Raw genomic sequence first — 12,822 nt, 5'->3', positions numbered from 1 at the left:
GGTAATTTTTTTCCTTAGTAAGTTCTGTTTATAGAATTTATTAGGGGGATTCAAAACCCTAAATTATTGAGTTTGATATTTTTTTAGAGTCTTTAGAGGTACAAGGGTCAAAGCTGCCTCATGTGTTGCCGGCAGATTAACCGGGGGCGCTACTCCCGCCTCTTCTGCCTCTATCCATCTGGCAGTACAAAGACACCATTTGTCTCCAGGCTTTAGACCTGCAAAATTCGAGCGTGGTATTGGGGTTTGCAGGTCATTTCCACGGGATTTTGTGTAATCAAGAAACTTTTGGGTCATTGTTGCTGCAACCGCATGTTGACCAGGATCATTCTCATCGGTATGACAGTATCCGTCTCTATAAAACCCCGAAATTTGACTACCCTTAAGAGGGGCAAGTTTTTGCCCTAAGACATTTGAACTTCCCGCCTTGTCAGCAACTACTGGGAAAGATAAGGCAATCAAAGAAAGGCAAAGTAATTTACGAATCATATTTTTCCAGATGCTAATACTATCTTACAGATGTGCTCAAGTCGTTCAATGTGCTCATACGCTTGCCAAGGAGAAACATCGATGGCAACGACTCCATGGCCTTTAATGCCAACAATATCATAAGCAATAAAGCCGTCGTCGTCTAATTGTAAATTGGCATGACACTGATCTGCGAGTTGCTGGCTAATTGGCTCAACATCTAATACATTGGGGGCTACCTTTGTGTAGCGATTAAGCTCTGGAAACGACTTGCTAACAGTACTTAGATCGATTCCAGCATGCATAGCCGCAATACAGTATGTTGGGTGTAAATGCACTACCACCCTCACTTCATTGCGATGTTGCCCCAATTTTTTCTGTAGTCCAAAGTGCAATGGTATCTCGCCACTGGGTTTAAGGTTTTGGCTAATATCCGTATATGTAATTTCCTCCCAAGTGTTTCCCAGTAACTGAATTTTCTTAAACTGATCTGGTTGTAAGGTTTGCTTACGAACGCCACTAGGCGTGATATAAAAATGATCACGATCGTGATGTCTGATGCTGACATTACCATCTCTACTGGTAATCCAATTACGCTTGTAGGCGTCTACTAAGATGTCACAAATTGTTTCTAGCATTTACTTGTCATTTAATTAAGAATCCTTAGTATGCCTGTTTATTACATTTTTCAAGAACAAGCTAACTGTAATTAGTAGCACTAGCTTAGTTTTTTTGCTTATTTTCATCACTTTAGTGATTTTGCCAATTCGGCACAGTAGTCTTTAGGTGCTATTGGGGGGGTTAGCCAGCTAACATCAGCAAATGTGGGGTCTTGATTTGCTGATGTACTAGCTTGCATCCATACTACCGTCATGTTGTTTGCTGCTGATGTGTTAAGTAATAGCGGTACACCACGATCTTTTTTTACATGCTCTGCGCCTGCAAGCAACAATACAGTCTTTCCCGCACTCATCCATAGTTCGGCAGTCCGAGCCATTCGTTCATCGCGAGCAATCTGAATTCGGGCCATTGCAGGAACTTGCGAATCGGGCAAAAGCCCACAGTGGCCTTTGATCATACTTTCCCTGTGAGCACTTAGTACAGTACTTGGGACTTTGGCATCCCAAGAAGTGTCAGTCATTACCTCACTCATCTTTGAGTTCGGTAAATTAGACCCAATCACTGGCACTCCCAGTCGAACAGCTTGCATCACTATCGGACCATAGCTATTCCAAGACCATCCAGCATCGCCCCACTTCAAGCGCTCACGCACATCGCTCTCAGTTGAGTCAATTGGCATTCCTTTTGTATTCTGACCATCATCCACCATCTCTAACAATAGAGCTGAAAGTTTTTGTTTGGATGCTAAAGACTGTACGCTCAATCTAGCGAGCTCCTGATGCTCTGATGCATCGTGCTGCTCACCGAGGAGCAGAAGCTCACTCGTAGGCAATGTCTGTGATTGTAAGCGCCAGTCTGCTTGACCCAAAGTAGGTGTTAAAGATACTGACACCATAATGCCTGAGAAAAATGGCTTCCAGCAAGAACGGGAAGAAAATAACATTACCGTGGATTCCTATCTTTAACCTTTTAAAGATTTAAATTGACCGAAAACATATTTAAATTCTATATTTAGAACAGATACTTATCATATCTGGCTTCTTTTATACAATTTTGAAATGATCCAAACAAGTGACAGCACGACGGCAAAGACCATTAATCCTCCACCCGCATATTGCTGGGAATCCTGTGTATAAACATTGCAGAGTCTTATATCACTCTGAATATAGTAAAAGCCTACCCACAACATCATCGCTAGAAAATATCCAACAAAAAAAATCTCAATAACTACAGTGGTTCTTTTAAACGAAACTTGGATTAGCCAGCCACATACGATAAGAGAAATAATTTTGACTAAATCATATCCCCAATGAATAATTGCCCGATCAATCGAGATAGGGAGCATCCAAAAAACCAATATGACTTGTGAAACAATAAAGCTATTTAAACCATACGCATTAAAACGACTCAGATTTTGAGAAAAATTTGATACTGGAATTTTACTAATTAACCCTGCAGCAATCAGCAGTGGAATTTGAATATCCATATGCCAAAACATATTCTCAATGATCAGTGCTCTGAGAGGCCAAAGCGATAAAAAAACTGCCGATAGAAATAAAATTCCTGCCAAATAATTTCTGATATCCAGATTAATAAACTTGAACTCACTCATATTTTATTTTTATTTTCACGATTGATAATAAGTCATCGACGTCATCCAAACTACTGATCTTAATGAGATTACCTTTGGGATCTATCAGATGAAAAGATGCGTTATGGTCTAGGTCTCCAAAGGGCGGTACTTTTATTACATAGATGCCAAAACTATCTAGTAAGGACTTGAGATCTTTAGGGCTACTTACAGTAAGTAAACTCCAAACACTGGGGTTTGCCTTTACTCTACTGGCATATTGTTGGATTGCTTTAAAGTCATCTTGCATTGGATCAAAGCTGACAGAAATGAGTTGTACTCTATCCTCTAGATGATGTACTTTTATTTTTTCCTGAAGAGAATTGAAAATGGCTGCCTGGGAAATGCAAATCGTTTTACAGGAGGTGTAAAAGAAATCTAAGATTACGTAACGCCCATCTTGAACAATGAAGTCCTGTAAATTCTGATTAACACCCTGTGAGTCCACTAGCATCATGTTTGGCACTGGCTCAGAATGTACATCTATTTGATGGCGACGATATCCCTCGGTTGTAAAGGACTGGCCAAAGTCAGTAGCCAACAATAAGACAAAAATCCCTAGAAATATAATGCAAATTGCACTTATAAAAGTTGGCGCAAGGTCACTAGGTTCCGGATTTAATTTCTTCTTCATTTTTATAAGGCTCTGTCCTGGCCTTGGTTAACTCTCTTTGTTTCTTGACATCATCTTCGGTTATCGGTGCAGCCTTGTTACCCCAGTCAGAACGTATGTAACTCATTACAGCTGCAATCTCAGCATCTGAAAGGCTATTCCAGGCAGGCATAACACCTTGATAACTCATTCCTTTCACCTTAATCTGCCCTTGAATTCCATGGAGCAGAATATTTGTGAGAACAACGGGGCTCTCTACCACCCACTCGGAGTTGACTAAAGGTGGGAACACTCCGGCTAAGCCAAGTCCAGTAGCTTGATGACAAGCGGCACAGTTCCCGATATAAATTTGTTTACCATCTACCTGCTTGGCTGCGGCTGTAGCTGATGAGTTTGGAGCTCCCAAAGTAGACAATGTTCTACGATCACCATAACTCGATTCCACGCCAGTTGGGGAAATGGTGATGTAAAAAGCGCCCCACATCAGCATGGCACCTAAAAGTATCGTGTTAAGCCATGGAAGAGGACGCATGCCCTCGGCAGGCTCCCATTTTTCCCGAGCTATTTGCTGACTATATTCAGATTGAGGATTTTCTTCATTCATATTTAATCTCGGAATTAATTAGAATCCCGGGTCTCTCTGATTTGGGAGTTGAGCACAGGATAGGTGTGATTCAACGATTGCAAATATTGAACCAACGCAAGCGCTTGAGGCTTTGCAATAACTACCTCCCCCTCTTTGGTATGGCCTGGAGGGAGATTTACTACCTCTTCACCCTCTTTCGCTGGGCCATTTCTTACTTCAAATAAGAAGGGATACGCCGGCATGATAGATCCGGGGGTATAGGCTCTGGGTTGATACAGATGCCCTAAGTGCCAATCTTTGCTGGGTTGACGAGCGCCGATATTAAATAAATCAGGGCCTGTTCTCATGGTGCCTAGTAAATGTGGCGTGTCATATTTGTAGTCACTAGCTACAGAAGGTCTGCCCCAGCCTCTTTTGCCATCTGGCCCCAAGGAGGGATCACGCGGTTGTTGCGAATGGCAGTACACACAGCCATTCTCAATATATACCTGACGACCAGCTAATTGTTCAGAGGTATAGGGCTTTAATCCATCAGGCGCTTTAATTTCCTTAAGCAACATATAAGGGATTAATACAAGTAATGCGGTGGCGAAGGCAAGGATGACCATGGCTCCCCCCACAATGCGTAGCTCATCCATCTCCCAGCCGTTTTTCTTTTTAAGCATGTTTGCCCCTTAAGCGAGACCAAAGCTTATTGGCTACTGCAGTGCCGATTAGAGCAGCCCCGAGTCGTTTAGGTCCAAACTTCCACCCCATCGCAAAAAAGTGAAACGCAAATACCAAATGCCCGAGAGTCATCAACCCCCCGCCAATCGAGCGGGCCTCTAAATAGGGAATAGTCAAGGCGACACTTTTCATAAACGGCGTATCAGGATCTAACATAGCCAAGCCTTGCAACCAACCGCCAATAGAAAGCCAAATTATATAAATTGAAAATCCAATTAACACTAGCCAAAAGTGCAATGCAATGAGCCTTGGATAAGGCCACTCCCAATTCATCACCCTAGGCATGATGAAATAGATCGCACCAAACATCACCATAGAGAAGAAACCATAAAGTCCTAGGTGAGCGTGCGCAACAGTAAAGTGGGTAAAGTGAGTAACCTGATTGACCGAGCGCAAGGCCTCCATTGCTCCCTGTACCGAGGCAACGGTATAGAGCATCGTGCCCAATACAATAAAGCGCAGAGTCGGTGAATAAATCAGCGCCTTGAAGTTCCCGAGTACCGTCATATGTAAATTCACTGCTACTGAAAAGACGGGTATCGTCATCATCATGCTTTGCACGATTGACATCGTAATCAGCCAAGTAGGTACTGGACCGCCAATGAGATGATGGCCGCCAACCTGGCTATAAAAAAATGCAAGGCTCCAAAAACCTAAGAGAGATAGGTTATAGGAATAAATTGGTTTACCCAAGATTTTAGGAATCAAATAATAGGCAGTGGCAAGCCCAATCGGAGTAAACCAGAGTCCGAGAACGTTATGGGCAAACCACCAATTCATAGTGGCTTGCTGAACTCCAAAGTGCAGTCCTGGAATATTTGCGATCAAATATAAGGTTGGGAACCATAAAAGACCTGCAGCTATATACCAGACAGACACATATAAGTGGTCTACCTTGCGATTTAATAAGGTCAGCCAGAGAGGTACGCCAACAAATGCGCCCCCAATAACGAGCAGAGCACCAACTTGCCAAGGAAATTCGAGCCACTCCAAACCAGAGGAATATCCCGTTGCAATTAAAACTACACCTAGAAAAACGCCTGTTGTCCAAAGGGCGCCGCCAAAAATGGCGTAATTTGCGCCTATTAGTTTAGTTTTAAGCAATCGAGGAATGAGAAAAAGTGCAACTCCAATACCGGCTAGAGAGCACCAACCGTACGCCACTAAATTAAGATGGATGGGTCGGATACGTCCAAAAGTAATCCAACTGTATTGCGTCAACCAATCAGGCGAATGTAATTTAATTGATGAAATTAATCCGGCAAACGATGCCAAAACAAGCCAAATAACTGCTAAAGTTAAACAGATTCCTACCGCAAGAGAGCTGGATTGGTCTGCCTCAGAAACAGCCCTCAAATCTTCCTTGAGGATGTCGTCAGTTAGTTGCGTCTTACCAGTAACCGTTTCTTGGAGTTCTCGCAACTGGGAAACAGTTGCCGCTGGGTCCTCTACTGTTCCAAGCTCATTCTTGTTGAAGATTGACAGTGCTGCATTCATGCTATCCCCAAACATCCCCTTTGACATTGTCCAGATATAGAGAAAGAGGGCAAAAAGAGAAACAAGGAAGGTGGCTAGCAGTAATGCCGCGGTAAAGTCCATTGTGAGGTTAGCTATCCAAGGTTAAGTAATCCAGATGTTATTTGCAAATAAAGTGAAATCATCATTTGTTCAATCTTAGTCGATAAATACCAAGTGTGAACTATCCATACCCATTTTGAGCGGGGTAAATCACTACATTCTTACTCTAAGCTTTGATATTAAGACTGAATACCTGAGTACTAGCTTAGTGCTAGGCACCAGTAGTGAGCTTAAACGGTATTTGTACTGTTAACTTGTAGATCTTATATCGGGTTAGATCGCTGCTAGGTGGCTTTGTAGACTCAGATTTTGCACCAGTCTTGAAGTGAGGCTTAAATGAAATCCCCCACTATTTCTGATGAAGGCTTCAGATTCTTAATCAGGCCACGGTAAATTTGAGGTTACCTAGCTTCTCAATGCGAGTCTCTAGCTTATCACCAGGCTTTAGCCAAACCTGCTTATCCTTTGGATACCCTGTTATCACTCCTTCTGGGGTGCCGGTAAAAATGATATCGCCTGGCTCTAAAGTAAAGATCTTAGAGGTGTAGCTAATAATCTGTGCACAATTAAAGACCATATCGTTAGTGTTAGATGACTGACGAACCTCACCATTAACGTATTGCTCAATTTTTAGTTGATTTGGATTTCCAACTAAATCTGCTGTCAAGATATAGGGGCCTATAGGCGCGAAACCATCATTGGTTTTGCCAATCATCCACTGGCTACTGCGTTGCTGTAATTCACGCGCTGTAAAGTCTTGTCCTGTAGCGTAGCCAAATACATATGACAAAGCATCGGCCTCGCTAACGTTATATGCGCGCTTACCCATCACAATAACTAATTCTGCTTCGTAATCAAACTTTTCTGCGTTGACTAATGATGCCTTTACTACACCGTTATGGCTATTCAGTGTGTTATTGAATTTATTAAACAGAATTGGTAGCGTTGGGATCGGATTATTAGTTTCTTTAGCATGCTTTGCATAGTTCAATCCCACGCAGATGATTTTCTCGGGATTGGTAACGGCAGGTGCATATTCAATTTTAGATTCATCTAAAAACAAATTTGGACCACCCTTACTCAATGCAAGACCTACCAGCTTACCCAGACCTTGATCGCCATTCTGAATCAAATCATCAGTATTAATTGGCGCCTTAACCTTGAACTGCTTTGCTGCCTTAGCAACATCTAAGATACCTTTGTCTGTCTTGACGCCTAGAACATATTTATTGTCCACTTTGTAATTAAGAACAGTCATATTCTTTGCCATGTCAGGATTAGCAACCCTAACAGCACCTGCACCAGGTCCAGCTGCCTCGGCCTGATTTGCAATAAATGGGGTGGTTAGCGCAGCACCGCCGGCTAAAGCAGATACCTTTAGGAATTCACGTCGTTGATTGCTCATAGTTTCTCCACATTCATATCTTGTATTAAAAGTTTTATAACTTCTAATAATCTAACATGAGGGTTAGCGTCGTTATCGTAGGGATTACCCGTGAATGCTCTGCACGATTCGAACGTACGACCTACGCCTTAGAAAATTTAAAAGTGAGCTAGGACAATAGCAGAGGCAATGACATGAAGGTATTAAGGTTTGATGCACCATAAACAAGGGTTCAGATGTTGAATTTGACGGGTAACCATCAAAGTAAAACCACCCGAAGGTGGTTTTGGATAGGGAAAGATTTAATTGGCTTATTTCTTGGGGGCTTTTGCATAACGCAGGTAAGGCAGCTTTATATCAAGCTCACCATAGTTAGCTGCTGCCTGCTCATCATTTAAGGCCAGTCCTACGATCACATCTTGCCCAGGCAACCAGTTTGCAGGGGTCGCCAACGGAAGACCATCTGTTATTTGAATAGCATCTAAAGCTCTGAGAATTTCAGCAAAGTTACGACCCACAGACATTGGATAAGACATTGTTAAACGTAACTTTTTATCTGGTCCAATAATAAATACCGTTCTCACTGTTGCGCTATGAGCAGGAGTACGGCCATCTGGCAAATAAGCATCGGCAGGAAGCATGTCGTAAAGCTTAGCCACTACCAAAGAAGTATCGTCAATAATTGGAAAATCTGCAGGCGCTCCAGCAAAAGAAGCAATGTCTTTTTTCCATTTTTGATGGTCTTCTACACTATCAACCGAAATACCCATGACTTTGGTATTACGCTTTGCAAACTCAGGGGCCAGTTTTGCCACTGCACCAAACTCCGTTGTGCATACAGGCGTAAAGTCCTTTGGATGAGAGAATAAAATAGCGTAGCTATTACCAATCCAATCGTGCAAAGTTAATTTGCCAGCAGTCGAATCAGCAGTGAAGTTTGGTGAGAGATCATTAATACGTAGTGACATGTTTGCCTCTTAATTTAAATAGATACCCAATATTACGCCCTATTACAGCGTTCCATCAGAGAGTGAAACTTGGTCAGGATTTGGTTAACTAACAGCTACCTAATTGGGTTTTTCTTATCTAGATCAAATCAGCCGGCCGGGTCTTTGGCCTGCCCAGCATGATTCGAACGTGCGACCTACGCCTTAGCTAAATTTGGCGCACAAGGCTTCAACAAATATATCGGCCTGATTAACCGCCCAACTGGCATCCTCTTCTAAAATGGAGTCACCTTTATAGTCAGCCATCAATCGAAGATCCTCAACCTTGTTTAGGGACTTGCCAAGCTCTACGGAAACTTGACCAGATTTAACAAGCTCAAGACTAAATTTTGAAATAAGACCACTATGGGTTTTAGTATTAACTGTTGACTCGATGACACCAGATGCCAAAAGGGCTGCCCTAGCGGCATCAAACATCGCATAATAAGCGCGGTTGCAAGCACCATCAACATCCCCAGCACTTAACAAAATTCGAGCTGAAGTTGCTGCAGTTTGAGCTTTAGTAAAAAGTTCTTTCGCCTTCAAAGAACAATACCTTCATTTTGAATATTCCTTAAAAGACTGGGATTGGAGTAATTTTCTGGGTGATCCCACTCCTCTTGCCAAATAGGTAGAGGTTGAATCCGAATACCGGAGTCTAGTAGAACATCATAGGCCAGATCATCCATCGCAAACTTAGTTGCCATAAAACGACCCACCTTGCCTCGCAATAGAATGGCAATATCAGCATCACTTTCGCTTTGATGTGTATTGCGAGCTCGACTACCAAACAAAAAAACCTTGCTGACATCGTATTGATGAGCAATTTTTTCCATAAATGCGTGAGCTGCATTTTGGGTGGCTATATCAATCATGGATGCATTCATAATGTCCAATTATGCTAAAAAATAGGTATCTGAGCAACAGATACACAGTAGACAGGGTTACGAATTGAGATTTTTGGCCTGCCCAGCACGATTCGAACGTGCGACCTACGCCTTAGAAGGGCGTTGCTCTATCCAGCTGAGCTATGGGCAGAACTAGGTAAATCAATAGCTTACGGGATTTTAAAAATCGTTGTTCTTCGGATTGGTCCCCTTTTGGTCCCCGAGGTAACAAATGGCATCTATTCAGAAGCGAAATGGCTCCTATCGAGCACGCATTAAACGGGTTGGTCAAACCACCCTATCCAAGACCTTTGACAGTCGACTAGAAGCGCAGCGGTGGGCTAAATTTACCCAAGCCCAATTAACGCTCAGTCTTCATGAGGAAACTAAGAGTCCTAGCGGCGATGGGATTTCCTTTGAGGAAGCTGCGCAGTCATACATTAAGAATCACTCTATCCACAAAAAGATTGTGCGTTGTGAAACCTCTCGCCTCAATATCCTCATTAAGCGCTGGACTGGCTTAACTGTCACCCAAGTAGATAAGAAAGCCGTATTAGTCCTTCGGGATGAGCTACTAAAGAAGGGTCGCTCTGGCGAAACAGTTAATCACTACTTCAATACCATCTCGAAACTCTTCCAGATGCTTAATGATGAATGGGATTTGGAGATTGCCAATCCTATTAAAGGCATTAAGCGGATGCCGCCCTCGCAAGGAAGAACGAAAAGAGTCAATTTAGAATTAGAGGCTCTACTTCTGTCCGGTTGCGAGCAGCTATCACTCCCCCTACTTCGTTCCATTATTGAATTTGCCATCCAAACAGGCATGAGACGAGGCGAGCTAATGGGGCTTACTTGGGCAGATATTGACCTACCAAATCACAAAGCATACCTACATCAAACGAAGAATGGTGAGCCTCGCCAAGTGCCACTTACAAGCCAAGCAATCGGGATTTTAGAGACTTTTACCAAAGATGAGGAAAAGGTATTTCCGATGGGAATGGACGCTCTAAGAAGTCAATTTGGACGACTTAAAGAGCATATAAAAGGTCAATGGAATGGCATTGGAACTAACCCTTTTGACGACCTACGATTCCACGATTTACGCCATGAAGCCCTAAGCCGATTATCTGATTTAGGCCTTAATGTGATTGAGCTATCCCATATCAGCGGGCATCGAACATTGGGGATGCTAAAACGGTATACGCACCCTTCTCACGAAGCAATTCTTAGAAAGATTAGCAATGGATAAAAGATTTTTTGAACTACTTATTGGCTAGAAAGTTGCCATGGCCCTAAAAAAACGTAAAGATTAAAGAAATATGTAACCATGTAAGTTATTGTTTTTAAATACATTTTTTGATAATTTGATAAAATTGGTTACAGTAAGTGGTATAGATGTCTCTCTCCTTGTCTATGTGTGTTTGACGAATTTCACGTTCCCAACACCTTTCTTTGCCAAGAAATGCAAAATTGATTATGAAGATTTTCTGAATGCATCTTATAGAGGGCAGCTCTATCAACAACACCGTTCTTATCAATCTGTAGCGGCAGCTGAATTGAGTGTTTACGCTTGCCCTGCTCATCGCTATCAAATAAGAAGGTAGATTTTAGGTCAATCTCAATGCCAAATCGCTCCTTATAGGATTGATTCATGGCTGCAATGACTTTGGCACCTTCGATAGCTTGAACAATAAAACTATCATGCATTGGTAGGCAAGCTATGCCCTGTTTCAATAAAATCAACATTACCCGTTCAGCAATCTTAGAATCCTCGTACTGAAGGGTTAATCCATATCCACTATTAAATCTATGAGAAATCAAATGATGCTTATGAGCCAGCTTTTCCCTTAGCTGCTTATTAGACAAGCCAAGAATTTTCTTATCCTCTTTTGCTAGTTGATATTCACCATACTCATCATTGACAATAGCATTAAAAAATTCTTTAACTATTGGGCGTTTACGAGCTCGCTCAGCATCAGTCTTCCATATGCCTATGTCATACATATCGCCCTCTGGTGGAGGCAAGTTGTCTAGGTGATACATCATGTAAGGATGAAGACCTGAATAGTCTACCTCCCTTGTTGGCATGAAATTAATAGTAATATGGACTCGATACTTCTTGGGAATAAACTGCCACCAACCTCCGTAGAACCTTCCCCCTAGCTTCATACTATTTCTAGAAAAGATACGCCTTAGTTGAACCATCGTTAAGTCTAAATAACGAGGAAATTTACCTTCGTATTTGAAGTCATAAAGTGTTTTTCTTTGACCGAAAGTCATTTCGCCATCAAGCCTCTGAAAATTCTCATTAGCAATCATCAAACAAATACATTGTTTTGACAAAAATTTATTAATCTTCCTAAGGTTGGCCCCCATACTTCTTACAACATCACTTTTAGGTATATTTTGTTTGTACTTTTTTTTGGTTTCCTCATCATAATTTCTTCGAACTATCACATCGGATATCAAATCCATTTCTTGCCACGCTATGCCAACCTTTTTGAATTCTTCAAGCAAAGCTCCTGAGGGTCTTAGCTCAGTAGTTTCTCCAGCGTCCTCGCTTGTTCTATAGCCCATTACCCTGTCGACCCAACCCAACGCATCCATAGCATCAATAACTGAGAGAATTACCCTATATCCAACCTGATTAATCTTATTTTCATCACCTGATTTATAGGCATTTGAATGATGCGGCACAGCTAAAGAGATGCCATACGAATGACTGCAAAAACAACGATAGAGGCCCTCAATAACAAGCTTGGCAGCGAATATCCTTTTCTGTTTAGTTGAAGCTGAAGGGGTATTTTTACGGCCTGTTAGAGCATTTATCTGTGGCAGTAATTGCACTATCAAATCTTGAAACAGACTCTTCTTGGGAAGGAGTACTTTTTTAATAAAGATAGTTTTCTTCATACAGATAGAAAAGTTTCATGGGGTAGTGAAAATTTATTCTACATGGTCATCTTTTGAGCGGCCTCGCCGTATTCTGCTACTCATTAAAGATGCCGTATACCGAACCCAAAATGATTAATTGCCGGATATGTTCTCGGGCTAGCCTTGATTTCTCGATATACCCTTTGGAACGCCTTCCGTGTTTGTATTGAGGGTGGCTAGACCCCCTCAAACTGGCCCCACCGTGGTTTCTACAACGTCCTGAACCGTTAGCCATAGCGTGTTTCTGGCAGGCATTACCGGAACGGGTTTTAGCCCCGCAAAGCACTACTTTCTCTTCTTAATTGGAGGTCTACACAAGGCGACACGCCGGATGATTTCTTTACGGGTCAGAATTGGAATTCTGCGGGATTTTGAGGTCATATTTAGCTTCCGAAGGGTCAAATAGTAA

General features: G+C 42.2%; 15 protein-coding genes and 1 tRNA gene. 1 reads left to right on the top strand and 15 read right to left on the bottom strand.

Annotated elements, in window-relative coordinates; translation table 11 throughout:
* Positions 1 to 63: 63 nt before the first annotated feature.
* From C2747_RS04635 to C2747_RS04575, 13 genes are all read right to left on the bottom strand, one after another.
* Positions 64 to 489 (bottom strand): DUF2237 family protein, encoded by a 426-nt coding sequence (locus C2747_RS04635; protein ID WP_215332813.1) that lies wholly within the window; start codon positions 487 to 489, stop codon positions 64 to 66.
* Entirely contained in the window at positions 486 to 1,106 is a 621-nt protein-coding gene (locus C2747_RS04630; RefSeq protein ID WP_215332811.1) for a class II aldolase/adducin family protein, read from the bottom strand. The genes C2747_RS04635 and C2747_RS04630 overlap by 4 nt, the downstream gene beginning before the upstream one ends.
* Positions 1,107 to 1,213: 107 nt before the next feature.
* Positions 1,214 to 2,032, bottom strand: a complete 819-nt coding sequence (locus tag C2747_RS04625) for a ChaN family lipoprotein (protein WP_215332809.1) — start codon at positions 2,030 to 2,032, stop codon at positions 1,214 to 1,216.
* An 84-nt stretch (positions 2,033 to 2,116) separates the two neighbouring features.
* The gene (locus C2747_RS04620; protein ID WP_215332807.1) at positions 2,117 to 2,701 is read right to left on the bottom strand and encodes a hypothetical protein; all 585 of its coding nucleotides are present in this window, start codon (positions 2,699 to 2,701) and stop codon (positions 2,117 to 2,119) included.
* Positions 2,694 to 3,353 carry an SCO family protein gene (locus C2747_RS04615; RefSeq protein ID WP_215332805.1) on the bottom strand — a complete coding sequence of 220 codons (660 nt, stop codon included), beginning with the start codon at positions 3,351 to 3,353 and terminating at the stop codon, positions 2,694 to 2,696. The genes C2747_RS04620 and C2747_RS04615 overlap by 8 nt, the downstream gene beginning before the upstream one ends.
* On the bottom strand, positions 3,325 to 3,936 hold the full coding sequence (locus C2747_RS04610) for a c-type cytochrome (protein ID WP_215332803.1): 612 nt from the start codon (positions 3,934 to 3,936) through the stop codon (positions 3,325 to 3,327). The genes C2747_RS04615 and C2747_RS04610 overlap by 29 nt, the downstream gene beginning before the upstream one ends.
* A gap of 14 nt (positions 3,937 to 3,950) precedes the next feature.
* Entirely contained in the window at positions 3,951 to 4,583 is a 633-nt protein-coding gene (locus C2747_RS04605; RefSeq protein ID WP_215332801.1) for a cbb3-type cytochrome c oxidase subunit II, read from the bottom strand.
* Complete coding sequence (locus tag C2747_RS04600; RefSeq protein WP_215332799.1) at positions 4,576 to 6,243, bottom strand: cbb3-type cytochrome c oxidase subunit I; 1,668 nt, start codon at positions 6,241 to 6,243, stop codon at positions 4,576 to 4,578. Before C2747_RS04600 ends, C2747_RS04605 begins: the two co-directional genes overlap by 8 nt.
* 358 nt (positions 6,244 to 6,601) lie before the next feature.
* Complete coding sequence (locus C2747_RS04595) at positions 6,602 to 7,627, bottom strand: fumarylacetoacetate hydrolase family protein (RefSeq protein WP_215332797.1); 1,026 nt, start codon at positions 7,625 to 7,627, stop codon at positions 6,602 to 6,604.
* Between the two features lie 290 nt (positions 7,628 to 7,917).
* Positions 7,918 to 8,574 (bottom strand): peroxiredoxin, encoded by a 657-nt coding sequence (locus C2747_RS04590; protein ID WP_215332795.1) that lies wholly within the window; start codon positions 8,572 to 8,574, stop codon positions 7,918 to 7,920.
* Between the two features lie 183 nt (positions 8,575 to 8,757).
* Positions 8,758 to 9,138 carry a HEPN domain-containing protein gene (locus tag C2747_RS04585; RefSeq protein WP_215332793.1) on the bottom strand — a complete coding sequence of 127 codons (381 nt, stop codon included), beginning with the start codon at positions 9,136 to 9,138 and terminating at the stop codon, positions 8,758 to 8,760.
* Positions 9,135 to 9,467, bottom strand: coding sequence for a nucleotidyltransferase family protein (locus C2747_RS04580; protein ID WP_251374825.1), 333 nt, complete (start codon positions 9,465 to 9,467; stop codon positions 9,135 to 9,137). Before C2747_RS04580 ends, C2747_RS04585 begins: the two co-directional genes overlap by 4 nt.
* An 86-nt stretch (positions 9,468 to 9,553) precedes the next feature.
* Positions 9,554 to 9,630 (bottom strand) — tRNA-Arg (locus C2747_RS04575).
* A gap of 81 nt (positions 9,631 to 9,711) precedes the next feature.
* Between C2747_RS04575 and C2747_RS04570 the strand changes: the two genes are divergently transcribed.
* Complete coding sequence (locus tag C2747_RS04570) at positions 9,712 to 10,728, top strand: site-specific integrase (protein ID WP_215332791.1); 1,017 nt, start codon at positions 9,712 to 9,714, stop codon at positions 10,726 to 10,728.
* Positions 10,729 to 10,910: 182 nt separating this feature from the next.
* Here C2747_RS04570 and C2747_RS04565 read toward each other — a convergent pair whose 3' ends face one another.
* Positions 10,911 to 12,392 carry a hypothetical protein gene (locus C2747_RS04565; protein ID WP_215332789.1) on the bottom strand — a complete coding sequence of 494 codons (1,482 nt, stop codon included), beginning with the start codon at positions 12,390 to 12,392 and terminating at the stop codon, positions 10,911 to 10,913.
* A gap of 76 nt (positions 12,393 to 12,468) precedes the next feature.
* Positions 12,469 to 12,699: an HGGxSTG domain-containing protein gene (locus C2747_RS10630; RefSeq protein WP_349814585.1), complete on the bottom strand. Its 231-nt coding sequence runs from the start codon at positions 12,697 to 12,699 to the stop codon at positions 12,469 to 12,471.
* Between the last annotated feature and the right edge of the window lie 123 nt (positions 12,700 to 12,822).

This window comes from Polynucleobacter corsicus (assembly GCF_018688255.1).
Taxonomy (GTDB): domain Bacteria; phylum Pseudomonadota; class Gammaproteobacteria; order Burkholderiales; family Burkholderiaceae; genus Polynucleobacter; species Polynucleobacter corsicus.
The sequence above is the reverse complement of the archived record's forward strand: the minus strand, read 5'-3'. Positions and strand labels throughout refer to the sequence as shown.

What these genes read in the sequence shown, in the direction of transcription:
- C2747_RS04635 (WP_215332813.1), bottom strand. Translation starts at nt 489, where the DNA reads ATGATTCGTAAATTACTTTGCCTTTCTTTGATTGCCTTATCTTTCCCA.
- C2747_RS04630 (WP_215332811.1), bottom strand. Translation starts at nt 1,106, where the DNA reads ATGCTAGAAACAATTTGTGACATCTTAGTAGACGCCTACAAGCGTAAT.
- C2747_RS04625 (WP_215332809.1), bottom strand. Translation starts at nt 2,032, where the DNA reads ATGTTATTTTCTTCCCGTTCTTGCTGGAAGCCATTTTTCTCAGGCATT.
- C2747_RS04620 (WP_215332807.1), bottom strand. Translation starts at nt 2,701, where the DNA reads ATGAGTGAGTTCAAGTTTATTAATCTGGATATCAGAAATTATTTGGCA.
- C2747_RS04615 (WP_215332805.1), bottom strand. Translation starts at nt 3,353, where the DNA reads ATGAAGAAGAAATTAAATCCGGAACCTAGTGACCTTGCGCCAACTTTT.
- C2747_RS04610 (WP_215332803.1), bottom strand. Translation starts at nt 3,936, where the DNA reads ATGAATGAAGAAAATCCTCAATCTGAATATAGTCAGCAAATAGCTCGG.
- C2747_RS04605 (WP_215332801.1), bottom strand. Translation starts at nt 4,583, where the DNA reads ATGCTTAAAAAGAAAAACGGCTGGGAGATGGATGAGCTACGCATTGTG.
- C2747_RS04600 (WP_215332799.1), bottom strand. Translation starts at nt 6,243, where the DNA reads ATGGACTTTACCGCGGCATTACTGCTAGCCACCTTCCTTGTTTCTCTT.
- C2747_RS04595 (WP_215332797.1), bottom strand. Translation starts at nt 7,627, where the DNA reads ATGAGCAATCAACGACGTGAATTCCTAAAGGTATCTGCTTTAGCCGGC.
- C2747_RS04590 (WP_215332795.1), bottom strand. Translation starts at nt 8,574, where the DNA reads ATGTCACTACGTATTAATGATCTCTCACCAAACTTCACTGCTGATTCG.
- C2747_RS04580 (WP_251374825.1), bottom strand. Translation starts at nt 9,467, where the DNA reads ATGATTGATATAGCCACCCAAAATGCAGCTCACGCATTTATGGAAAAA.
- C2747_RS04570 (WP_215332791.1), top strand. Translation starts at nt 9,712, where the DNA reads ATGGCATCTATTCAGAAGCGAAATGGCTCCTATCGAGCACGCATTAAA.
- C2747_RS04565 (WP_215332789.1), bottom strand. Translation starts at nt 12,392, where the DNA reads ATGAAGAAAACTATCTTTATTAAAAAAGTACTCCTTCCCAAGAAGAGT.